The sequence below is a fragment of the Kitasatospora cathayae genome (genome assembly GCF_027627435.1).
Classification (GTDB): Bacteria; Actinomycetota; Actinomycetes; order Streptomycetales; family Streptomycetaceae; genus Kitasatospora; species Kitasatospora cathayae.
In genome coordinates, this window is record NZ_CP115450.1 from 637271 (window position 1) to 659217 (window position 21947).

Consider the following 21947-nt stretch of genomic DNA (forward strand, 5'->3'; position numbering starts at 1 on the left):
GTGGGTGTGGCGAAGGCTTCGAGGAGCTGGGTGGCCAGCCTTGCCACCTCGACGGAAAACTCGACCCACCGACCCCACCGACCCCGCCGCACCGGACGACCGCGTCCGAGCGATAGTCCGCACACTGCTGAACACCGTCCGCCCCCGCCCAGCCACGGAACCTGGCCGGTGCAGGGCTGCCACCGGTGGGCGGCTGCCCTGCGGCTTCAGCCGGGCATCAGGGCGGGGGCGAGCAGGCGTAGGTCCTGCAGTTGCTGCTGCAGGGTGTCGGCGACGGGCTGCACGGCGACGTGGTCGGCACCGGCCTGGTAGTGCTCCCTGATGCGCTCGGCCAGCGTCTGCGGGTCGCCCCAGGGCACGACCGAGTCGATGAGTGTGTCGCTGCCGCCGTCGTCGAGGTCGGCGTCCGTGAAGCCCAGTTCGCGCAGGCTGTTGAGGTAGTTGGGCAGGCGCAGATAGCCGGCCGCGTAGGCGCGGGCGGTGGCGCGCGCCCGCTCGGGGTCGGTGTCGACCACCACGGCCTGCTCGGGGGCGAGCAGCGGGTCGGGGCCGAGCGCCGCGCGGGCCCGGCGGGTGTGTTCGGGTGTGACGAAGTACGGGTGAACGCCCTGGGCCCGGGTGGCGGCGAGCTTCAGCATCTTCGGGCGCAGCGCGGCGAGCACGCGGGGCACCGGCTCGGGAGCCGGCGCGTCGAAGGGCGTGGCGTCCATCGCGTCCAGGTAGGCCCGCATGTCGGACAGCGGTGTGCTGGAGTCGTGTCCGCGGCCACTGACGAGAGGCCGGTGGCTGACGCCGAGGCCGAGCACGAAACGGCCCTGCCATGCCTCGTGCAGGGTTCTGGCCCCGTTGGCCGCCGCCGTCGCGTCGCGTCCGTAGATGGTGGCGATCCCCGTGGCGACCATCAGGCGCTGGCTCGCGGACAGCAGCAGGGCCGCATGGGTCAGCGCCTCCTTCCCGGCGGGGAGCTCGCCGATCCACAGCGTCCCGTAGCCGAGGTCCTCGATGGCGGCGACGGCACGCCGCTCCTCGTCCGCCGTCACCGCGGACAACGACGCGAGCCACACCCCGGTGCGGCCCAGACGCTGTTTCAACGCGGGAAGGTCCGTGGGCGAGGTGGTGATGCGTTCAGTCATGGGTGCACTCCCCATCATCTGGCTGCAGGGCATCTGGCTGCCACTGCACGACTACGCCTTCGACCGCACCCCGCTGTGGGCCGGCATCTTCCTGCTGCCGCTGACCACCGGGTTCCTGCTCGGCGGACCGGCCTCCGGCTTCAACCGTGTCTGCGTCGGGTGGACACCCGGGCCGACCCGCGGCCGCACCGCGAGGCATGGCTCACGCGCTGGCGCGCTGTGGAGGAGCACCTGACCGCCACGGACATGCTGGCGCGGGCCGATCTCACCCTCCCCGGAGACTGACTGTCAGCGCTGTTCCTCCGGACGGCCCTCGACCTCCCAGCGAGTGTGGAAGGTCCCGTCCCGGTCGACCCGGCGGTAGGTGTGCGCGCCGAAGAAGTCCCGCTGGCCCTGCACCAGCGCGGCCGGAAGACGCTCCGCCCGCAGGCCGTCGTAGTAGGCGAGCGCGGTCGCGAAGCCGGGGGCGGGCACCCCCAGTTGGGCCGCCACCGAGACGACCCGTCGCCAAGCCGACTGCGCGGAGCCGAGCGCCTCCCGGAAGTGCGCGTCGGTCAGCAGCGTGGGACGCTCCCGGTCCGCCTCGTACGCGGCCCGGATCCGGTCCAGGAACCGAGCCCGGATGATGCAACCGCCGCGCCAGATCGTGGCCATCTCACCGGGGTCGATCTGCCAGGAGTACTCCGCGCTGCCGGCCTGGATCTGGTTGAAGCCCTGCGCGTAGGCCACCATCTTGGAGGCGTACAGAGCCTGCTCGACGTCATCCGCGAACCGGTCCGCCGCCGCGCTGTCGAGCCACGTCTCGGTCGGGCCGGGCAGCCCCCGTCCGGCCTGCCGGAGTGGCACGCTGCCGGACAGCGACCGGGCGAAGACCGCCTCGGCGATCCCGCTCACGGGCACGCCGAGCTCCAGCGCGCTCTGGACCGTCCAGCGGCCGGTGCCCTTCTGCTCGGCCTGGTCCAGCACGACGTCGACGAAGGGCTTCCCGGTCGCCGCATCGGTGCGGGCGAGGACCTCGGCGGTGATCTCGATCAGGTAGGACTCCAGGCGCCCCGCGTTCCAGGTCCGGAAGACCTCGGCGATCGCGTCGGGCTGCAGTCCCGCTCCGTGCCGCAGCAGGTCGTACGCCTCGGCGATGAGCTGCATGTCGGCGTACTCGATCCCGTTGTGGACCATCTTGACGAAGTGACCGGCACCGTCCGGTCCGACGTGGGTGCAGCAGGGCTTGCCGTCGACCTTGGCCGCGATGTCCTCCAGCAACGGCCCCAGGACCCGGTAGGCCTCCGGTGTACCGCCGGGCATGATGCTCGGCCCCTCCAGCGCACCCTGCTCACCACCGGAGATCCCGCTGCCCACGAAGTGCAGTCCGCGTTCCCGCAGGGCCGCCTCCCGCCTCCTGGTGTCGAGGAAGTGCGCGTTCCCGCCGTCCGCCACCACGTCGCCCTCGTCGAGCAGCGGCACCAGCTCGTCGATGACCGCGTCGGTCGGCGCCCCCGCCTTGACCATGATCACGATCAGCCGGGGGCGCTCCAGGGCCGCGACGAACTCCTCCGTGGTCCCGGCCGCCACGAACTCGCCCTCGTGCCCGAACTCCTCCAGCAGCGCCGTGGTCCGCGCCTGCGTGCGGTTGTGCACGGCCACGCGGTATCCATGACGGGCGAAATTCCTGGCCAGGTTGCGGCCCATCACAGCCAGTCCGGTGACGCCGATCCGGGCGGGTGACTGCTCGGTCATGGCGGGAATCTCCAAAGGTCTCGGGGGCCCGGGGCGGTCGGGATCGAAGGCGTCGGGTGCCGGGCACGCCCGTCGCCCTGTCCCTACTCCGCGGAGAGCGCGAGGACCTCGTCCTCGGGAAGCTCGACGTACTCCTGCCCCTCCACCTCGATCTCTGATCCGGAGAACCTGTTGAAGAGGATCTTCTCGCCGACCTTGACGTCCACCGGGTGCGGCTTGCCGCTCCCCAGCTGCCGGCCGGGCCCCACCGCCACCACCTCGCCCTTCCACCTCTCCGGGTCCTGCGGGGTCGGGCCCCCGAGCGGCTTGACGATCAGGTGATCGTGCTTCGGGCGGAAGTCGGGCATGACATGGTCCTCTCACGTAGGCAGCCGGGGCCATCCCCCCGCACATCGATTCTGCCGAGGTTCGGGATTCCCGCACCTCGGCCGCCTGGTCGTGGCGGCGGGCGGGCGGGAATCAGCAGTGGCTGGTGCCGCGGGGCGCCGAACTGTCGGGGGGTGTCGGGCGGGTGATTGTGGTGAGGGCGTGGCGGAGGGTGGCGTCACTCGACGGGCGGTCGCGCCACCGGGCGCCGATGTGGCCGTCGGGCCGGATGAGCAGTGCTCCGTGCGGGCGCAGGCCGCAGAGGTCGGTCTGCTCGTCGGGAAGGGCCTCGATGTGCAGCGGCCATGGTGCGGTGCATTGTTGCTCCCAGTGAGTGCGGTCCGGGGTGAGCAGGGTGAACCATTCGCCGAAGACGTCGAGCGTGGAGCGGTCGGATGTGAGCCAGAGGTGTGGACCGGGACTGCTTCGCCGGTTCGGCGCCGCTCGCGGCGCCGGTCCTGCACCTGGAGGAGGAGTCGGGTGTTCGCCACCGCTTGGCGGAGAGTCCGGTGGGCGACGGGTTGTCGCTCCGTCTCGTAGCTTTCCAACAGGATCGGTCCGGCCCACCCGTGGAGAACGCCGGCCAGCTTCCAGCACCCAGTGCTGAACCCGCAGTACGTCGGCTTGTACCTCGGCGCCGGGGCTGATGGCCCGTGAGAGGAGGTCGGGCCAATCGGCGTGCGCGGCGTCTTCGGGCATGGTGAAGCCTCCCATCGCTCCGGGGCCGGTGGCGTCGATTCCCAGCAGTTGTCGGACGCTGGAGTTCACACCGTCGGCGGCGAGTACATAGCGGGCACGGACGCGGGTCTCGTCGCCGCGTTGGTGGTCGACGCGGATCAATCTTCCCAGCCCCCGGCCGACCCCAATGTCCGCGCATCGACGGTGGCCGGCGTCAGTCGCGGGCACGGAGGCTGGCCTCCTCGAGGTCGAGTTCGCGCTGGATCCGGCGCCGGGTGGCGTTGCTGATCATGTTCGCTTCGTAGAGGCGCCGGAGCTCGGCCGCCTCGATACCGATGAGTGTCCGGCGTATCTCGCGGTAGGCGTCGGCGGGACGGGCGTCCGGGTCGCTGTAGTGGGCGTCTTCCGCTTGGTGGATGCGCGCTTCCAGATCGCGACGAGCCTGTTTCAAGGCGGTCTCGGCGGCGGCGCCCAGTTCGGCGAGCTCATCCAGATCGCCGAGCTGTCTGAGCTCTTCGAGAGCGGTGTGGGCGATGTGCCGGCGGGTCCGGGCCTCCTCGCGGGCGGTGTGCTCCGGTTCCAGGGCGATGCCCGAGCGGCGGACGACAGGAGCGAGGGTGAAGCCCTGGAAGACGACGGTGAGCGCGACGGTCCCGGTGGTGAGCGTGAGGATGAGCGCCCGGTGCGGCAGCGGCGCCCCCGTGTCGGTGACCAGGGGGACGGAGAGCGCGGCGGCCAGCGGCATGACGCCTCGGGTGCCGGCCCAGGACAGGACGGCCGGAACGCGCCAGGAGAGGCGGCTGTCGCCCTCCTTGTGCCGGTAGTGGATCAGGGCGGACAGCGGGAAGACCCACAGCAGGCGGATCGCCAGCACGGTGAAGGCGATCACCGGCACCCACAGCGGCCAGCCGTGCTCGTCGTGCGCGAGGTGACGGACCGCGAAGGGGAGCTCGAGACCGATGAGGGCGAAGACGACGCTCTCCAGCAGGAAGGTCACGGTGTCGTAGACGGCGTGGACCTGGAGACGGACGGGGGCGTTGCTGAGCTTGTGGCCGGTGCTGCCGAGGACCACCCCGGCCACGATGACGGCGGTCACGCCGGAGGCGTGCGAGTCCTCCGCGATGACGTACGAGGCGTACGGAGTGACCAACGCGATGACGGTCTCCAGCACGGGGTCCTCGGTCCGTCTGCGGATGAGGGTCACCACGGCGGCGACCGCCGCGCCGATGAGGGCTCCTCCGCCCGCGAGGATCAGGAACTGCTCGATGGTCCCGGAGACGGTGATGGCGCTGCCGGAGACCGCGGTCGCCACGGCGACCTTGTACAGGACCAGCGACGTGGCGTCGTTGAACAGGCTTTCCGCCTGCACCATGGCCTGCACCCGCGGCGGGAGGGACAGGCGCCGGCCGAGTGCGGTCACGGCCACGGGGTCGGTGCTGGCCAGGACGGCGCCGAGGATGAACGCGGACGCGGTGGTGAGCGGGGTGATCGCGCGGGCGACGTACCCGACGGCGACGGCCGAGACCAGGACCAGACCGAAGACCAGGCCGGTCACCGGCCGCCACACGCTGCGCAGGTCGCGAACGGAGATCTCCCCGGCCGAGGCGTAGAGCAGCGGCGGCAGCACCAGCACGCTGATCACGTGAGGTGCCAGGCGGACCTCGGGAACCCAGGGTATGAGCCCGACGACCAGACCGGCGATGACGAGGAGCGAGGGAGCGGGCAGGCGCCAGCGCCGGGCACCGGTCGCCACCGCCGTGGCGAGGACCACGAGCAGCAGGATGATGGTCAGGCCAGTCATACAGCGTCCCCAGTGGGTTAGGGCTTGTTACCCCCCTCCGACCAGGTGCTCTATCAACGTAACCGGACTACCGACGCCCGCCCACCGCAAACGGCGGCCTCGGCGACGAGGACGGGCCCCTGCACGGCGCATGGCTGGTCCCGTGGTCCGACCTGCGGGTGTTTCCGCAGACCGGACCCCGTCTACGGGACCACGTCGAGGAAGCTCATCATGCCGTGGTCCTCGTGGGCGGCGATGTGGCAGTGGAACTTCATCGCCCGATCCGGTGAGCAGATCGTACTGGCACGGAACGGCCCTCGGCGGCGGCGCGCTGGCCGCCTACCGCCCCGTCCGCGCCACCGAGAACCGGACCGACCACACCGTCCTCGACCACCTGCAGCGCGGTCCCGGCGTTACCCCGGAGGGGATCGCCGCCGACCTCGGCCTGCACCCGGCCGCCGTCCGGCTCAGCCTTCACCGACTGGCCGCCGCCCACCAACTCCCCTGTCTGCCCCTCCCGGCTCGGGACGCTGACCCAAGGCGAGGAGGGCCGCCACCGACATCGGTGGCGGCCCTCCTCGCTGACCGGCCTACCTACGCGGTCCGTCACCGATGACCCCACCACCACAACGCACCGCTCACGGCCGCGGCACCCGCCGCCGACGATGCGCCCCTCAGCGCATGGACGCCGGCCATCCGCAGGTACCGCCGCCATCGGACTCCCACCTCCCTACGGCGCTTCGTGTCGCCCCCATGGACCGGCCCCGCCTCAATCGAGCTCGTCGTCATTTCCTGCCCCTCCTGCACGCGTTGGCGCCACCGGCCGGTTGTTCCGGCTTCGTGCCCTCATCGAAGCAAGTGGCGTTCCGCCCAAACCGGGTGAACCTCGGGGGGTTCTACGGCGGGCGGACACTACACCGGGCCGTGGCCGACCGCCGGGTGTTCGCCAGAGCCCGGTCAGAGCGCACGCGGCGGCACTACGTTCGGTTCATGGCCAGAACTTCCCCCAGCCCCGCCGACCGACGCTTGATCGACCTCGCGGCGCAGTACGGCGTCGAGGTGTCGGCGCGTCATCTCGAACGCTGGCGTAGTCGTCCGAACCCGCTGCTCCCAGCTCACCAGCGGGACTACCCCGGTCGGCCGTTGGGTGGCAGCTCCTCGACGGCGGACGAACAGTTGGTGGCGCTGGTGGTCTGGCTCGCCCGGAATCGCCGTCAGGGCGCGGACCGTGGCCACCTCGCTTTGCGGGCCTTCGGCGCCGGCCTGCCCGTGCCCGAAGAGACCGTTCGCCATGCCTTCGCCCGACCAGCTGAGGACCTGGCCAAGCAGTTGCGCCGTGGCTTCGGTCCCCTGCCGGTGGACGGTGATCTCCAGGAGTGGGTGTACGACGGTGCGGCCGACCTCGTCGGCACCAAGGAGCGCCGCCCTACCGCGGTGCAGCGCCGCGTCCAAGCGATCGACCGGCAGGTCCTGGCGACGCCGGATCTCGCCCCGGGATGGCAGTTCGCCGCCGAACTCGATCCGGGAGCAGCCAAGGCCGAACCGCTGGGCAGGACCGACTTCTTGTTCCAGTCGGCGATCACGGCCATGGCCGGTCCCGGCGAGATGGCTCCCGATACGATCGCCCGGGCAGCTCGCGGTCTCGTCGCGGACGGCGCTCCGCAGTGGGCCGCCCATCTGTTGGAGACCGATCCCCGCGATCCGCTGGCTGCTCTGGCAGCCGCGCCGCTGCACCAGCTCCCGGGCCTGCCGGCCGACAGCATCGCCAATCACCTCTACACCGTGGCCCAGGCAGCCCCGATCGAGCGGCTGCAGGCGGCCTGGACAGCGGCAGGTGAGATCGCGGCCTGGGCAGAAACCAGCTGTGCAGCCGTCGAAGCCGAGCTGGCCGCCGGCCAACCGGCAGAGGCCACCGAGCAGTGGGCGACGGGCATGATTTCCGGGGCCAGCCGGACCTTCCTGCTGACCGGCCTGGCCGAGCCGAACCCGACGCCGGCGGAGCAGACTGTCACCGCCGTGCAGCTGATCTTCATGGCTGACGCCTTCAACACCACGCTCGCGGAGACTGACGACGACGGCCGTGAGGCGATGCGGCGGCTGGCCCCGCCCTTCCTCCTCTCCCTTCTCACGGTGGGGTAGCGGAAGGCGTATCAAGGGGGGCCGACTTCGGGTCGGCCCCACTTGATGAAGCCCCAGGTCGAGGCCGTTCGAGGCATCCGATGGTTGCATCGGATGCAATTCGACCCGTTATACCGGTACATATTCCGGCGTGTCGTATTCCACCTACTGCGTCCGCGTATTCACCTGAATGGGTGCGGCCGGATGGCCGTATCCGGGGCGTCTTGCTGTGCTGGGCGAGGGTGCCCGACGAATGCGTCCGCCAAGGAGGTTGAGATGACCGCCTACCCGATACGCGCTCTCGTCACCGGTGCGTTGGCCGCGAGCGTCGCGATGTGCGCCGCCTCCGCCGCACCGGCTGTCGACGGCCCGGCTGCCAGGACCGCGATCCCGACTCTGCAGCAACAGACGCAGACCAACCTCACGCAGTCCATGAAGGGCGAGGCGTTCGCCAACGCCTCCTACACTCTCTTCGCGGCCCAGGCCCAGCGCGAGGGCCGGCCTGCGGTCGCCGACCTCTTCCGGAGGACCGCCGATGTGGAGCTGGGTGAGCACTTCACCCAGGAAGCCGCACTGAGCGGCCTCGTGGGCGGCAACGAGGCCAACCTCACCGACGCCATCACCGGCGAGGGGTACGAGACCACCACCATGTACCCGACGTTCGCCCAACAGGCCAAGGCGGCCGGCGACACCGCCGCCGCCGACCTCTTCACCGAGATCGCCAAGGACGAGGCAGCCCACCAGGCCGCGTACCAGGCCGCCCTCACCGCGCTCCGCAACGGCAAGGGCACCATCCCGGCACCTCCGGCCGTCAACCCCGTGACGGTACCGGCCGGGAAGCCCAAGGTCACCTCGGCGCAGACCAAGGCCAACCTCGACACCGCCATGCACGGCGAGGCCCTGGCACACGCCAAGTACACCCTCTACGCCCAGCACGCCCAGCAGAGCGGCAACCCCGCACTGGCGCGCCTGTTCACCGCCGTCTCCAACGTGGAGCTGCAGGAGCACTTCTCCGGCGAGGCGGCGCTGGCCGGAACGGTCGGCACCACGAGCCAGAACCTGGCCACGGCCATCACCGGCGAGACCTACGAGTCCCAGACCATGTACCCGACGTTCGCCCAGCAGGCCAAGGCCGCCGGCGACACCGCCGCGGCCACCCTCTTCCAGCACAACGCCACCGACGAGGCCGGCCACGCCCAGGCGTTCCAGACCGCCCGCAAGGGCCTGGGCTGACCACCCCCAAGGGTGACCGCCCCGTTTCCGGGTGAGCCCCCGCCGGGGCCGGCTCGGACGGTGCAGGAGAAGTCGGAGGTGGTCGACTCGACCGCCCCCGGCTTCTCCGTTCGGTCAGTGTGCGAGGGAGAAGTAGTTCTCCTCCTCCTGGGCGAAGTGCAGGCGCAGCACGCTGTGGAGGCCGTAGAGGCAGGCCCGCAGGTCGTCGAGCTGTTCGTCGCGCAGGTGGCCGTGGTTGGCGTCGGCGAGTTGCAGGTGGGTGGCGACCCGGCGGGCGAGGCGGTGGATCTCGGTGTGGGCGCGGCTCATGGTGGCGGTGGCCTCCGGCCCGCCGAGGGCGGGGGCGAGGGCCGGGTAGAGCTGGTGCTCCTCGGCCAGTTCGTGCGGCAGTAGCTGTTCGGTGAGGAGCCGGTTGACGTGGTGGACGGCGTGCAGGGCCTGCGGGCCGGTGGTGTCGGCGAGCTGGTCGGCGGCTTCGCGGACGGCTTCGATGACCTCGCGCAGGTCGTCGTGTTCGGCGGCGAAGTGCCGGATGAGCTGTTCGGTGGCCGGTTCGATGGTGGGCAGGGCGGTGCGGTCGAGGCGTAGGGCACGCAGGGCGTTGAGGATGACGGCGACGTCGATGGCTTCCTGGAGCAGGGCACCGACGGCGGGCGGGAGCAGGCCGTACGCGGCGGCGACCATGGCGGCGAGGGAGAGCAGCATGCCGCCGAGGGCGCTCTGGACGGCGATGCGCCGGGCGCGGACGGCGATGGTCGCGGCGTCGGCGAGGCGGTCGACGCGGTCGGTGGTGAGCACGATGTCGGCGGCCTCGGAGGAGGCGCTGGAGCCGCGGGCTCCCATGGCGACGCCGACGTCCGCGGCGGCGAGGGCGGGAGCGTCGTTGACGCCGTCGCCGACCATGACGGTGACGGCGCGCTCGCGTTCGGCGCGAACGGCGGCGACCTTGTCGGCGGGGGTCTGCTGGGCGTGGACGTCGTCGAGGCCGAGGACGGCGGCGACCTCGCGGGCCGGCTCGGTGCGGTCGCCGGTGAGCATGAGCAGTCGGGTGATGCCGGCTTCGCGCAGGCGGCGCAGGGTGCGGGGTGCGTCGTGGCGGAGTGGGTCGCGCAGCAGGATCGCCCCGGTGGGCGTGTCGTCGGTGGACAGCCAGGCGGTGGCGGCGCCGTCCAGGGTGGCGCGGTTGTCGGCGGCGCGGGCCCAGGCGGACAGGGGCGCGCCGTCGTGTTTGCCGACGCTCACCACCGTGCCGTCGACGTGGCCGGTGGCGCCGCGGCCGGGCTCCTCGGCGATGTCGTGTGCGGGCAGGAGGGTCAGGCCGCGGGCGTGGGCTTCGTCGGTGATGGCCTGGGCGAGGACGTGTGGGGAGTACTGGTCGACGGAGGCGGCCAGTGTGAGGACCTCGGTCACGCTGTGGCCTGGGGCGGCGGCGATGTCGATGACACGGGGGCGGCCGGTGGTGAGGGTGCCGGTCTTGTCGAGGACGAGGGTGCGGGCGCGGCCGAGGGTTTCCAGGGCTGCACCGTCGCGGATGACGACGCCTTGGCGGGCGGCGCGGGACAGGCCGGAGACGATCGCGACCGGTGCCGCGAGCAGCAGCGGGCAGGGGGTGGCGACGACCAGCACGGCCACCGCCCGCACCGCCGATCCGCTGAGCAGCCAGGCCAGGCCGGCCACGGTGAGGGAGAGCGGCAGGAACCAGGCGGCGTACCGGTCGGCGAGCCGGATCACCGGGGCGCTCTCGGCACCGGCCTGCTGGGCGAGGCGGACGATCTCCGCGTAGGTGCTGTCGGATTCGGTGGCTGTCGCGCGCAGGTCGAATGCGCTGCCCGCGTTGACGCCGCCGCTGCGGACCGTCTCTCCGGCTGCCCGCTCGATGTGCGCCGACTCCCCGGTCAGGACGGACTCGTCCAGGACGGTGGTGCCGCCCTCGATCCGGCCGTCGACGGGGACGACCTCGCCGGGCCCGACCACCAGGAGGTCGCCGACCCGTACCTCCGAGAGGGGGACGGTGCGGACCTGGTCGCCGGTGCGGCGGCGGGCCGAGCGCGGGGCGTGTTCGAGCAGGTGGCGCAGATCGTGGGAGGCGCGGCGTTCGGCGGCGGCGTCCAGCCAGCGGCCGGTGGCGAGCATGAGTGCGATCAGGGCTCCGGCCAGGTACTCGCCGGTGGCGAGGGTGCCGGCTAGAGCCAGGACGGCGATCAGGTCGACCCCGGCCCGGCCCCGGCGCAGGGCGCTGATCACCCAGGCGAGGGAGGGGATGATCGCCACCGCGGTTCCGGCGGCCCAGCACGCATCGGCGAGCGTTCCGGCGCCGGCGAGCCAGGCGATCCCGCCGGCGGCCAGCGCCGCGCCGGTGACGGCGAGCAGGGCCGGTTCCAGCCAGGCGTGCGTGCCGGGAGTCGTGCGCCGCGCCGCCTGCTGGTCGTCGTGCAGCTCGGTCATGCCGGACCTCCGATCCTCCAGTCCACCGAACCCCACGGGCTCGTTCAGGTGCCAGGGGCCTTCGGACCGATCGGCTGGGCCGGGCGGGCCCTGATCGTGTACCGGGCGAGCCCTGATCGTGTCCCGGGCAGCTGTGGGTGGAGCCGGGACTGTTCGGCCCAAGCGATCATTCCCTGGGTGTGGGCACGATGGCGGTGACCGCCGAACCGGCTGGCCAGACCAGGGAGCGGGCGAGATGACTACGGCGACGGACACTGGCGTCTTCCGGGTGCTGGTGGTGGAGGACGATCCGGTGATCGCGGACTCCCTCGTGCGGGGCCTGCGGCAGGTCGGCTACGTCGCCGACAGCGTCGACACCGGCCGTGCCGCGCTGGCGGCGCCCGTACCCGATGTGCTGCTGCTCGACCTGGGACTGCCGGACATGGACGGTGTCGAGGTGTGCCGGAGGATCCGGCAGCGGTCGGACACGGCGATCATCGCGGTCACCGCGCGCGGCGAGGAGGCCGACCGGGTCCTGGCCCTGGACGAAGGCGCCGACGACTACCTCGTCAAGCCCTTCGGCCTGGCCGAGCTGATGGCCCGGCTGCGCGCGGTGCTGCGCCGCACCCGCCCGTCGGAGCAGGAGCCGGTGCGCCACGGCCCGCTCACGGTCGACCGCCGCACCCGCCGGGTGACGGTCGGCGGCCGGGAGGTCCCCGTGACGCCGAAGGAGTTCGACATCCTGGCCTGTCTCGCGACCGACCCGGGCCGGGTGGTGACCCGTCAGGAGATCCTGGAGAGCGCCTGGGACGCGCACTGGTACGGGCCGACGAAGGTGGTGGACGTCCACGTCGCCGCGCTGCGGCGAAAGCTCGGCGTGCCCGGTCTGATCGAGACGGCCTACGGGCGGGGCTTCCGGCTCGGTGAGGTCGCGGAGACGCCGTGACCCGCCGGATCGTGCTGGCCCTGCTCGCACTGACGGTCGTTCTGGTGGCCGCGGCGGCGGTACCCCTGGGGTTGTCGATCACGCAGCGCGAACACCTGGCGTTCCGGGACAAGGCTCAGGCCGCCACCCGGGTCATCGCTGCCTCCGCCGAGGAATACCTGTCCGACCGGGCACCGGCGGACGCCATGAACGCCGATCTCTCCGACGTGGCGAAGGCGGGGGACTGCGCGGCGGTGTACGAGGCGAACGGCCGGCTGGTGGCCGCGACACCGTGCCAGGCCGCCCAGGCCCCCGAGGCCCGCGAGCTGGCGGCCGAGACCCTCACGGGCCGGGAGCCGGAACCGCCCGAGACAGACGGTCGGCTGCTGGCCGCCGAACCCGTCGGAACGTTCCGACAGCCGGACGGTGCGGTGGTCCTGGCCCGCTCCGCAGCCCCGCTGAACACCCGGATCGCGGTCACCTGGGCCTGGATCGGCCTGGTCGCCGTGACCGGGATCGCCGCCTCCGCCCTTGTCTCGGTCCGGCTCGCCCGCTGGGTGAACCGGCCACTGACCACCCTGGACACCGCCGCGCACAGACTCGGCGAAGGCCGACTCGGCGAACGCGCGGTCGTGGACAGTGGCCCGCCCGAAGTGCGCCGCCTGGCCGCGACCTTCAACACCATGGCCGCCCGCACCGAGAACCTGATCCACGGCCACCAGGCCGTCATCGCCGACGTCTCCCACCAACTGCGCACGCCGCTCGCGGCGTTGCGGCTGCGTCTGGACCTGCTGGCCACCGCCGCACCGGAGAGCGCGCCGGAGCTGCTGACCTCCGCGCAGGAGGAGGTGGCCCGGCTCTCGCGCCTGGTGGACGGGCTGCTCGCAGTGGCGCGGGCCGAGCAGACCGTACCGAGACCCGTGCCGGTCCGCGTGGACGAGATCGTCGCCGACCGGATCACGGCATGGGAGCCGGTCGCACAGGAACGCGGCATCCACCTCACCAGCAGCTCCCGGACTGCGGGTCCGGTCGCCCTGGGCAAGGGAGACCTGGAGCAGGTGCTGGACAACCTGCTGGCCAACGCCCTGGATGCCGTCCCGGACGGCGGGACGGTGACGATCGACAGCACCTCCGTGGCCGGCGCTGTCCGGGTACGGGTGGTGGACGACGGCCCCGGCATGACCCCCGAAGCACGCGCGGTCGCCTTCCACCGCTTCGGCAACCCCAAGGCCCGGGGCAGCGGGCTCGGGCTGGCCATCGTGCACCGGCTGATCACCGTCAACGGCGGCACCATCGCCCTGGAGGAGACGCCCGGTGGCGGCCTGACCGTCGTCCTCGACCTGCCCTTGTGGCACGACCGCCGAACACCTTGATCTTTACCGGTTCTGCACAGCTTGTGAGCAGGTCCGAGAAGCGCCCCGACGCATCGTGGTCAGTGGAAACACCCGAGCCGGACCACGAGGAGCGTCCGCCATGGCCGATCTCCACAACCAGCCTGAGCCGGAAGGGCCCGGGCACCGCGAGCGTGGGATGAGGCGGGTCTTCACCGCCACCCGCTGGACCGTCGCGGCCGCCGCCGCCGGGTCCGCCGCTCTCGGCCTCACCTACGTCAGCCTCGCGCCCGGCGTCACCGGCGCGCCCGCGCCGGCATCCGCACCGACACGGAGCATGCTGCCCGCCGAGGTGACCTGCACCCAGCAACCCGCCGCTCCCGCCCCGGCCAACACGCCGCCGCGCGGCGACAAGGAGCAGGGCCGCGACGACTATGAGGAACTCGCGGCTCCGGCACTGAGCGCCGCCACGCCGCAGTCCACGGTGACCTGCACGACTCTCTCCCCACCGGCGCAAGCCCCGGCCCCCACTCACCAGATGCCGCAGACCCGGACCGGTGCGTCATGAACGGCCACCGCGTCCTCGGCGCGGCCACCAGCTTCCCCGCCCTCGGCACCACCGCCACCCTGTTGACCACCGGCCAGCGGACGCTGACCGAAGCCGAGCGGATCCTGATGGACGAACTCACCGCCATCGACCACGTGTGCAGCCGCTTCCGGCCCGGCTCCGAACTCAGCCGGATCAACGCCACCGCCGGTACCACCACGACCGTCAGCGAGCTGTTCGCCGAAGCACTGGAGGCGGCGCTGCGTGCCGCCGAACTGACCGGCGGGGCCGTCGACCCGACCGTGGGCCGCGCCGTGATCGCCCTCGGATACGACCGCACCTTCACCTCTCTGCGCCCTCAGGACACCACGCCGCTGCCCACGGCCCGCCCCGCCACCGGCTGGCAGGCCGTCGGCTGGGCCCCGGGCACCCGGCGCCTGCTGGTGCCGCACGGCACCGTCCTGGACCTGGGCGCGACCGCCAAGGCCCTGGCCGCCGACCGCGCCGCCCGCCGGATCGCCGACGCCACCGGTAGCGGCGTGCTGGTCAACCTCGGCGGCGACCTCGCCACCGCCGGCCAAGCCCCGCACGGGGGCTGGGCCGTCGGCCTGGCCGACGACCACGCCGCCACCGGCTCCGGCCCGGTCGTCGCCGTCACCTCCGGTGCTTTGGCGACCTCGGGCGTGAGCGTGCGCATGTGGCGCCGCGGCGGCCAGGTGGTCCACCACATCGTCGACCCCGCCACCGGCCGGTCCGCCGAAGCGTACTGGCGCACCGTCACGGTCGCCGCTGGCACCTGCGTGGACGCCAACACCGCCACCACCGCCGCGATCGTGCTCGGCAACGCCGCCACCGCCTGGCTGGAGCGGACCGGACTGCCCGCCCGCCTGGTCCGCCTCGACGGCACCACTACCCGCCTCGGCGGCTGGCCCCACGACCGGGCGGGAGGCCCGAGATGACCACCGCGACCGCCCTCGCCGCCAGCCCGCTCTGGTACGCCAGCCGCGCCGGCGGCACCATCGCTCTCCTCTTGCTCACCGCGACCGTCGGCCTCGGCATCGCGATCGGAGGCAAGGCCCGACCGCGCCGGATCGGCCGCTTCGAGATCGGTCTGCTCCACCGCAACCTGGCCGTCCTCACCCTCGCCTTCCTCGCCCTGCACATCGCCACCGCGATCATCGACCCCTACGTCCACCTCTCCTGGGCCACCGCCGTCGTTCCGTTCGGCGCCTCCTACCGGCCGCTGTGGCTGGGTCTGGGCACCGTCGCCTTCGACCTCCTGCTCGCCGTCCTCGTCACCAGCGCGCTGCGCCTGCGCATCGGCCAAGGGAGGTGGAAGGCGGTGCACTGGCTGGCGTACGCGGCCTGGCCGATCGGCCTGTTCCACGCGGCCGGCACCGGCACCGACACCCGTCTACCGCTGCAACTGTGGCTCTATGCCGCCTGCCTGGCCGCGGTGGCTGCCGCCGCAGGCTGGCGGCTCTACCGAGCTGGGCCCGGCCACCTCTCCATCCGGCTGAGTACCGGTCTCCTGGTTCTGGCCGTACCGGTGCTGGTCACCGCGTTCCTGGCCACCGGGCCACTGCAGCCGGGCTGGTCCCACCGCGCCGCCGCCCTCTCCCTCACCGCCCTGGGAGGCATCCGATGACCCCCGCACCGGCCCGCGCGCTCACCGAGCCGAGCACCACCCCGCGGCTACTGAACAGCTGGTCCGCCACTGTCAGGCCGCTTGGTCTGACCGAGCACCTTCGACACCACGGCCCCGTACCCCGGCCGGGGCGAGCGCTGATCGAAGTCGTCGAGGAGGCCGGGCTCACCGGGCGCGGCGGCGCCGGATTCCCCACGGGCCGCAAGCTGCGGGCCGTCGCCGAGCAGCAACGCCGACGGGCCGTTGTCGTCGCCAACGGTATGGAGAGCGAGCCGCTCAGCCGCAAGGATCAGATGCTTCTCGCCACCGCGCCGCATCTCGTCCTGGACGGCACGGTCCTGGCCGCCGAAGCGGTGGGCGCCGACCGCGTCCACGTGTGCGTCCCCCGCACCCGCGCCGCCCAGCTGGACGCCCTGGTCACCGCCGTCGACGAGCGCCGGGCCGCCGGGCTCGACTCCGTCCCCATCCGGATCGAGGCGCTGCCGCACGGTTACGTCACCAGCGAGTCGACCGCCCTGGTCCACTGGCTCAACGGCGGCCCCGCCCGCCCCACCAGTTCCCCACCCCGCACCCACGAAAAGGGCGTTCGAGGACGGCCCACCCTCGTCCAGAACGTCGAAACCCTCGCCCACCTCGCCCTGATCGCCCGCCACGGCGCCGACTGGTTCCGCCAGGCCGGCACCACCGCCTCACCCGGCACCACCCTGGTCACCGTGGCCGGAGCCGTCCACCGCCCCGGCGTCCTCGAAACCGAACCCGGCGCCCTCGTCGGAACGCTCCTCCAGCAGGCCGGCGGCCCGGACCAGCCGCCCCAGGCCGTCCTGCTCGGCGGCTTCGCCGGCACCTGGCTGAGCCTCCCCCACGCCCTCGGCCTGCCGTTCAGCCGCGAGGGCCTCACCCCACACGCCACGCCCGGAGCCGGCGTCATCGCCGCCCTTCCACACGACGCCTGCCCCCTCGCCGAGACCGCCCGCATCCTCGCCTACCTGGCCGCCAACGCAGCCCAACAGTGCGGCCCCTGCCTCTTCGGCCTGCCCGCCGTCGCCGACGACTACACCGCCCTCGCCCACGGCCACGCCACCCCCGACCTCCTCGACCGCCTCCGCCACCGGATCGGCCTCCTGCCCGGCCGCGGCGCCTGCCGCCACCCCGACGGCGCCGCCCGCCTCGCCGCCAGCGCCCTCACCACCTTCACCGACGACGTCGACCACCACCTGAGCCACGGCCACTGCCACCGCCCGACCACCCTGTCCGTCCCACCCACGACCCGCACCCAGGAGTGGACATGACAGCCACCGACCGCGAGGTCCTGCGCATCGACCGGATCGCCTGCACCGGCCACGGCCAGTGCGCCGAACTCCTCCCCGAACTCATCACCCTCGACGAATGGGGCTACCCCGTCCAACACGGCGCCGTCGTCCCGCGCGGCCTGCGCGTGCACGTCCGCCGCGCGGTCCGGGCCTGCCCGCGCCTCGCCCTGCGCAGCGACCGCCGGTGACCGACAGCGCCATGCCCGGACGGCCTGCCCGGACGGGACAGCCGCCCGACTCCCCCCGACACTGATCTCGACGAGCCGACAGGAGCAGCCGCCCCGATGACCCGCCACGACCGCTTCACCCCGCACCCCGAGAGCCACGCCGCCGGCCGGGCCGGCTGGCTGCGCGCCGCCGTCCTCGGTGCCAACGACGGCCTGGTCTCCGTCGCCAGCCTCATGGTCGGCCTCGCCACCAGCGGGGCGAGCACCTCCACCGTCGTCACCGGCGGCCTGGCCGGCCTGTCCGCCGGTGCGATGGCGATGGCCGCCGGCGAGTACGTCTCCGTCAGCTCCCAGGTCGACGTCGAGACCGCCGACCGCGCCAAGGAGGCGCGCGAGCTCGCCGAGTCCCCGCAGGTCGAACTCGCCGAACTCACCGCCATCTACGAGAACCGGGGCGTCCCCCGCGACCTCGCCCGGCAGGTCGCCGAGGCCCTGCACGAGGCCGACCCGCTCCAGGCCCACCTGCGCGACGAACTCGGCCACAGCGAACACACCGCCGCCAACCCCCTCCAGGCCGCCCTCGCCTCCGCCGCCAGCTTCCTCGGCGGCGGACTCGTGCCCTTCCTCGGCCTGCTCGCCGGATCGACCACCGCACGCCTGGGGCTGATCGTTGCCGTCACCCTCTGCGGCCTCGCCCTGGCAGGCGTCCTCTCCGCCCGCGCCGCGGGTACGGCGGTCCTCCGTCCCGCCCTGCGCGTGGTCCTCGGCGGCGGCCTCGCGATGGCCATCACCGCCGCCGTCGGCCAACTCGCCCACGTCTCCGGTGTCTGAGCAAATGTTCACCGAGAACATCACCCTTGGAACCCGCGATCGGTTCACCGCCACCACGGCCACCGGCGCGGCAACCTCCTGGAGCGCCGCACTGCGTGCCAGTTCGCGGCCCCTCGCCATGGAGGCGACTTCACTCCTTCCGAGTCAGTCGACTGTAGAGCGGTCTGCCAAGGCTCCGCTCCAGTCAAGTCCCGACGCCAGCAGCACGTGCACAGCATCCGGGAAGGTCTGCCGTCCGACCCGTGTTGCATTCAGCGCAACTAGGTTGCATCGGTTACGTCACTCCAGGCAGGAGTGGGCCGACGAGATCAGCCGCCAGCCGATCTCACCGAAGAACCCTCGGTCAGCGCGGTGCGTACATCGTGTTCGATGTTGCATCAGCTGTAATTCCGCGCATTGTCATACCGGCGGAGAGCACTTATTCCCAAGGCGTCGCATTCCTCCGGTTACGTGGTCAGCCGCCGCACGCGCAGCCGGCGGCGGCCTTCGCCTCGGCCGGGCTCTGGGACGGGTCGAAGGCTTCCTCGTCCGGCGTGCAGCAGGCGGTGGCGCCGCAGCAGGCCTCCGGCGCACTGTGGGCGCTCTTGCCGAGGATGTCGGCGTCGGCCTTCACGACGTAGACCTCCCAAGGCTCCTTGCCGGGCCCGTGCACCCACACCTTGTCCTGAAGCGCGTAGCAGCAGGAGGTGTTGTTCTCCTCGAAGGTGGCCAAGCCCGCGTCCTTGAGGCGGGTGGAGGCGGCGGTGACCTGCTCGGTGCTCTCGACCTCGACGCCGAGGTGGTCCAGGCGGGTGTCCTCGCCGGCCTCGCCCTCGATGAGGACGAGCTTGAGCGGCGGCTCGGTGATGGCGAAGTTCGCGTAGCCGGGGCGGCGCTTGGCCGGCTCGGCACCGAAGAACCTGGAGCAGAAGGCGATGGAGCCTTCGAGGTCGGCGACGCGCAGGGCGAGCTGAACACGGGACATGGCGGTCTCCCCGAGGTCTTGTTTCGACATCTGTCGATACAGCGAGCTTGCCTCTTCGAATAGATGACCGTCAACATAGACGCATGTCGAATCTGGAATTGCCAGTGCTCGGCCAGGACGACGCAGTGGCGTGCTGCTCGCCGATGGTCCGCGAGCCCTTGGGTGAGGAAGCCGCCGCCGACCTGGCGAAGATGTTCAAGGCCCTGTCCGACCCGGTCCGCCTGCGACTGCTGTCCCTGATCGCCTCCCACGAGGGCGGCGAAGCCTGCGTCTGCGACCTGACCGGGCCCTTCGACGTCTCCCAGCCGACCATCTCCCACCACCTGAAGGTGCTGCGCGAGGCCGGTCTCGTCGGCTCCGAGCGACGCGGGACCTGGGTCTACTACTGGGTGCTGCCCGCCGCGCTCGCCAAGCTGTCTGCCCTGCTCCAGGCCCCGGACGCCATCGCCGCGGTCCCGGCAGGGGGCGCGAGATGACCGAGATGGCTCCGCTCGGACGCCGGGTCGCGGTCGAGTTCGTCGGCACCAGTGCCCTGGTCGCCGTCGTGGTCGGCTCCGGCATCCAGGCCACCAAACTCTCCCAGGACGTCGGTGTCCAGCTGCTCGCCAACTCCCTGGCCACCGTCTTCGGCCTCGGAGTGCTGATCGCTCTGCTCGGCCCCGTCTCCGGCGCCCACTTCAACCCCGTGGTCACCCTGGCCGCCTGGTGGACCGGCCACAGCGGCAGCGAGGGTCCGACACTGCGAGAGATCGCCGCCTACCTGCCCGCCCAGATCGCCGGGGCGATCGGCGGCGCGGTGCTGGCGGACGCGATGTTCGCCGAACCGCTGGTCCGCTGGTCCACCCACGCCCGCTGGGCCTCGCACCTGTGGCTGGGCGAGGTCGTCGCCACCGCCGGCCTGGTCCTGCTGATCTTCGGTCTGGCCCGCGCCGGCCGCGCGCACTTCGCCCCGGTCGCGGTCGCCTCCTACATCGGCGCCGCCTACTGGTTCACCTCCAGCACCAGCTTCGCCAACCCCGCCGTGACGATCGGCCGTGCCTTCACGGACACCTTCGCCGGCATCGCCCCCGGCTCGGTGTTGCCGTTCGTCGCCGCCCAGCTCGTCGGCCTGGTGGTCGGCGTCGCCCTGGTCGCCGTGCTGTTCGGCCGCCCCGCCGCAGCCGCTGAGGACGTCGTGGTCCCGCACGGCGAGTACCACCCGGCCACCGCCGACCGCTGACCCCATCCCGCTGTTCCTGCCCGAAGGAAGTATCCCGTGAGCTCTCCCTCCGTCCCGTCCGTGCTGTTCGTCTGCGTGCACAACGCCGGCCGCTCCCAGATGGCCGCCGCCTTCCTCACCCGCCTCGGCGGCGAACGGGTCGAGGTCCGCTCGGCCGGCTCCGCCCCGGCCGACGCCGTGAACCCGGCCGTGGTCGAGGCGCTGGCTGAGATCGGCATCGACATCTCCGCCGAGGTGCCCAAGGTGCTGACCACCGAGGCCGTGCAGGCGTCCGACGTGGTGATCACCATGGGCTGCGGCGACGCCTGCCCGTACTTCCCCGGCAAGCGGTACCTGGACTGGAAGCTGGAGGACCCTGCCGGCCAGGGCGTGGAGGCCGTCCGCCCGATCCGCGACCAGATCGAGCAGCTCATCCGGGGCCTGCTCGCCGAGCTCGGCATCGAGGCCGCCGCGTGAGCACGGTGAGGGTCGCGGTGATGCTTCCGGAGCACGCCGAGCAGGTGCTGGCGATCTACCGGGCCGGGATCGACGGCGGCGACGCCACCTTCGAGACCAACGCGCCAGGGCGAGGGCCAGGACGGCGTGGGCGAAGGTGACCAGCCAGCCGGTGTGGCCGCCGTCGGCCCAGACCAGGGCGATGCGGTGGTGTTCCGCGCGCAGTTGTTCCAGGAGGTCGCGGCCGGCATCGTTGTCCTTGACCGAGGCGGCGGTAACCATCACGGTCAGCAGCAGGCCCAGGGTGTCCACGGCGCTCTGCCGCTTCCTGCCGTTGATTTTCTTTCCGGCGTCGTAGCCGCGGGTGGCCGCGCCGACGGTGGCGTCGGCCTTGACCGACTGCGAGTCGATGATCGCGGCGGTGGGCTCGGGCTTCTTCCCGGCCAGGGCGCGCAACATCGTGCGCAGCCGGCCGTAGAGCTCCTCGAAGTTGCCCTCGGTGTCCCGGGGGACATCAATCTCTACTGGCCCGACGTCGGTCAGCACGGTCTTGGCGCGGTTGCCGTTGCGGGAGTTGCCGCCGTTGCGGCCGGCCGGTCATGCTTCTCATAGCCGAGGTGGTCCGTCATCTCGCCCTCGAGCGCGGCCTCCAGCACCCGCTCGTTCAGCTGCTGCGCAGCCCGCCCTCGCCGGTCAGCTGCAGCCCTTCCGAGCGGGCCCGGTCCACCAGCAGACCGATGCTCATCGTCCACAACTGCCGATCCCGGCAGCTGACGGCCATTCACATCGTCGCCCTCGGCCTCGGTCACAGTCTCAGCCACGGCGTCTCTCCTCGATCAGCAGATCCGCCGTTAGTTGCGCAGTCCCTCACGAGCTGTCCTTCCACAGCGGCCCATCCGCGGGTGCCCACGCCGGACATCAGGTGAAGAGGCCGGACAACCTCAACGATGCTGCCCCGCGGTGCGTTCGGAGGCGTTTGTTTGCACTGCCGATTCGACTGGCTGAACAACTCCCCGGCCCTGATGATCGAGCCGTGACCGCGTCATCCGACGTCAGTGCGAGGCCGGAGTACGAGGTCTGGAACCTGTCTCACAGAAGGAGAAG

At 72.2% G+C, this 21947-nt stretch carries 21 protein-coding genes and 5 pseudogenes; 16 read left to right on the forward strand and 10 right to left on the reverse strand.

Going from position 1 to position 21947, the window contains the following annotated elements; translation table 11 throughout:
- Positions 1–206: 206 nt before the first annotated feature.
- Positions 207–1133, reverse strand: coding sequence for a TIGR03620 family F420-dependent LLM class oxidoreductase (locus O1G21_RS02965; RefSeq protein ID WP_270140487.1), 927 nt, complete (start codon positions 1131–1133; stop codon positions 207–209).
- On the opposite strand from O1G21_RS02965, the gene O1G21_RS02970 reads away from it, so the two are divergent.
- Positions 1132–1368 carry a hypothetical protein gene (locus tag O1G21_RS02970; RefSeq protein ID WP_270151495.1) on the forward strand — a complete coding sequence of 79 codons (237 nt, stop codon included), beginning with the start codon at positions 1132–1134 and terminating at the stop codon, positions 1366–1368. The two genes, O1G21_RS02965 and O1G21_RS02970, sit on opposite strands and share 2 nt — an antisense overlap.
- A 53-nt stretch (positions 1369–1421) precedes the next feature.
- Here the strand turns inward: O1G21_RS02970 and gndA are convergent, their stop codons facing one another.
- The 5 genes and pseudogenes from gndA to O1G21_RS02995 all read right to left on the reverse strand — a co-directional run bounded on the left by gndA (position 1422) and on the right by O1G21_RS02995 (position 5712).
- On the reverse strand, positions 1422–2867 hold the full coding sequence (gene gndA / locus O1G21_RS02975) for an NADP-dependent phosphogluconate dehydrogenase (protein ID WP_270140488.1): 1446 nt from the start codon (positions 2865–2867) through the stop codon (positions 1422–1424).
- A gap of 83 nt (positions 2868–2950) precedes the next feature.
- Complete coding sequence (locus O1G21_RS02980; RefSeq protein ID WP_270140489.1) at positions 2951–3214, reverse strand: co-chaperone GroES; 264 nt, start codon at positions 3212–3214, stop codon at positions 2951–2953.
- A 112-nt stretch (positions 3215–3326) separates the two neighbouring features.
- Positions 3327–3635, reverse strand: a pseudogene (locus O1G21_RS41310) (aromatic-ring hydroxylase C-terminal domain-containing protein); the annotation flags it as partial.
- A 318-nt stretch (positions 3636–3953) separates the two neighbouring features.
- Positions 3954–4139 (reverse strand): annotated as a pseudogene (locus O1G21_RS02990) (FAD-dependent monooxygenase); the annotation flags it as partial.
- Positions 4126–5712, reverse strand: coding sequence for a Na+/H+ antiporter (locus tag O1G21_RS02995; protein ID WP_270140491.1), 1587 nt, complete (start codon positions 5710–5712; stop codon positions 4126–4128). The gene O1G21_RS02995 and the pseudogene O1G21_RS02990, both read right to left, overlap by 14 nt.
- A 265-nt stretch (positions 5713–5977) precedes the next feature.
- Here O1G21_RS02995 and O1G21_RS03000 point away from each other — a divergent pair, with 265 nt between their 5' ends.
- The 3 genes from O1G21_RS03000 to O1G21_RS03010 all read left to right on the forward strand — a co-directional run bounded on the left by O1G21_RS03000 (position 5978) and on the right by O1G21_RS03010 (position 9042).
- Positions 5978–6307 (forward strand): helix-turn-helix domain-containing protein, encoded by a 330-nt coding sequence (locus tag O1G21_RS03000; RefSeq protein WP_270140493.1) that lies wholly within the window; start codon positions 5978–5980, stop codon positions 6305–6307.
- Between the two features lie 374 nt (positions 6308–6681).
- Positions 6682–7830 carry a hypothetical protein gene (locus tag O1G21_RS03005; protein ID WP_270140494.1) on the forward strand — a complete coding sequence of 383 codons (1149 nt, stop codon included), beginning with the start codon at positions 6682–6684 and terminating at the stop codon, positions 7828–7830.
- A gap of 255 nt (positions 7831–8085) precedes the next feature.
- On the forward strand, positions 8086–9042 hold the full coding sequence (locus O1G21_RS03010) for a ferritin family protein (protein WP_270140495.1): 957 nt from the start codon (positions 8086–8088) through the stop codon (positions 9040–9042).
- A gap of 114 nt (positions 9043–9156) precedes the next feature.
- Here the strand turns inward: O1G21_RS03010 and O1G21_RS03015 are convergent, their stop codons facing one another.
- Positions 9157–11487, reverse strand: a complete 2331-nt coding sequence (locus O1G21_RS03015) for a heavy metal translocating P-type ATPase (protein ID WP_270140496.1) — start codon at positions 11485–11487, stop codon at positions 9157–9159.
- Between the two features lie 235 nt (positions 11488–11722).
- On the opposite strand from O1G21_RS03015, the gene O1G21_RS03020 reads away from it, so the two are divergent.
- The 8 genes from O1G21_RS03020 (at position 11723) to O1G21_RS03055 (ending at position 18225) form a co-directional block, all read left to right on the forward strand.
- Entirely contained in the window at positions 11723–12412 is a 690-nt protein-coding gene (locus O1G21_RS03020; RefSeq protein WP_270140497.1) for a response regulator transcription factor, read from the forward strand.
- Complete coding sequence (locus tag O1G21_RS03025; protein ID WP_270140498.1) at positions 12409–13764, forward strand: sensor histidine kinase; 1356 nt, start codon at positions 12409–12411, stop codon at positions 13762–13764. Before O1G21_RS03020 ends, O1G21_RS03025 begins: the two co-directional genes overlap by 4 nt.
- Positions 13765–13864: 100 nt before the next feature.
- Positions 13865–14290, forward strand: a complete 426-nt coding sequence (locus O1G21_RS03030; RefSeq protein WP_270140499.1) for a hypothetical protein — start codon at positions 13865–13867, stop codon at positions 14288–14290.
- The gene (locus O1G21_RS03035; RefSeq protein WP_270140500.1) at positions 14287–15228 is read left to right on the forward strand and encodes an FAD:protein FMN transferase; all 942 of its coding nucleotides are present in this window, start codon (positions 14287–14289) and stop codon (positions 15226–15228) included. The genes O1G21_RS03030 and O1G21_RS03035 overlap by 4 nt, the downstream gene beginning before the upstream one ends.
- On the forward strand, positions 15225–15917 hold the full coding sequence (locus tag O1G21_RS03040) for a ferric reductase-like transmembrane domain-containing protein (protein WP_270140501.1): 693 nt from the start codon (positions 15225–15227) through the stop codon (positions 15915–15917). The genes O1G21_RS03035 and O1G21_RS03040 overlap by 4 nt, the downstream gene beginning before the upstream one ends.
- Positions 15914–17206, forward strand: coding sequence for an NADH-ubiquinone oxidoreductase-F iron-sulfur binding region domain-containing protein (locus tag O1G21_RS03045; RefSeq protein WP_270140502.1), 1293 nt, complete (start codon positions 15914–15916; stop codon positions 17204–17206). The genes O1G21_RS03040 and O1G21_RS03045 overlap by 4 nt, the downstream gene beginning before the upstream one ends.
- Positions 17203–17415 carry a ferredoxin gene (locus O1G21_RS03050; protein WP_270140503.1) on the forward strand — a complete coding sequence of 71 codons (213 nt, stop codon included), beginning with the start codon at positions 17203–17205 and terminating at the stop codon, positions 17413–17415. The genes O1G21_RS03045 and O1G21_RS03050 overlap by 4 nt, the downstream gene beginning before the upstream one ends.
- Before the next feature lie 96 nt (positions 17416–17511).
- On the forward strand, positions 17512–18225 hold the full coding sequence (locus tag O1G21_RS03055) for a VIT1/CCC1 transporter family protein (RefSeq protein ID WP_270140504.1): 714 nt from the start codon (positions 17512–17514) through the stop codon (positions 18223–18225).
- 454 nt (positions 18226–18679) lie between these two features.
- On the opposite strand, the gene O1G21_RS03060 is transcribed toward O1G21_RS03055, so the two are convergent.
- On the reverse strand, positions 18680–19189 hold the full coding sequence (locus O1G21_RS03060; RefSeq protein ID WP_270140505.1) for an ArsI/CadI family heavy metal resistance metalloenzyme: 510 nt from the start codon (positions 19187–19189) through the stop codon (positions 18680–18682).
- Between the two features lie 83 nt (positions 19190–19272).
- Here O1G21_RS03060 and O1G21_RS03065 point away from each other — a divergent pair, with 83 nt between their 5' ends.
- The 4 genes and pseudogenes from O1G21_RS03065 to O1G21_RS03080 all read left to right on the forward strand — a co-directional run.
- A complete protein-coding gene (locus O1G21_RS03065; protein ID WP_270140506.1) occupies positions 19273–19665 on the forward strand; it encodes an ArsR/SmtB family transcription factor in 393 nt (130 codons plus the stop codon).
- Positions 19662–20408 (forward strand): aquaporin, encoded by a 747-nt coding sequence (locus O1G21_RS03070; protein WP_270140507.1) that lies wholly within the window; start codon positions 19662–19664, stop codon positions 20406–20408. The genes O1G21_RS03065 and O1G21_RS03070 overlap by 4 nt, the downstream gene beginning before the upstream one ends.
- Before the next feature lie 36 nt (positions 20409–20444).
- Positions 20445–20864, forward strand: coding sequence for an arsenate reductase ArsC (locus tag O1G21_RS03075; protein WP_270140508.1), 420 nt, complete (start codon positions 20445–20447; stop codon positions 20862–20864).
- Positions 20865–20884: 20 nt separating this feature from the next.
- A pseudogene (locus O1G21_RS03080) lies at positions 20885–20971 on the forward strand (GNAT family N-acetyltransferase); the annotation flags it as partial.
- 100 nt (positions 20972–21071) lie between these two features.
- Here O1G21_RS03080 and O1G21_RS41665 read toward each other — a convergent pair.
- Positions 21072–21302, reverse strand: a pseudogene (locus tag O1G21_RS41665) (transposase); the annotation flags it as partial.
- Positions 21303–21326: 24 nt separating this feature from the next.
- Positions 21327–21613 (reverse strand): annotated as a pseudogene (locus O1G21_RS03085) (transposase); the annotation flags it as partial.
- Positions 21614–21947: the final 334 nt, after the last annotated feature.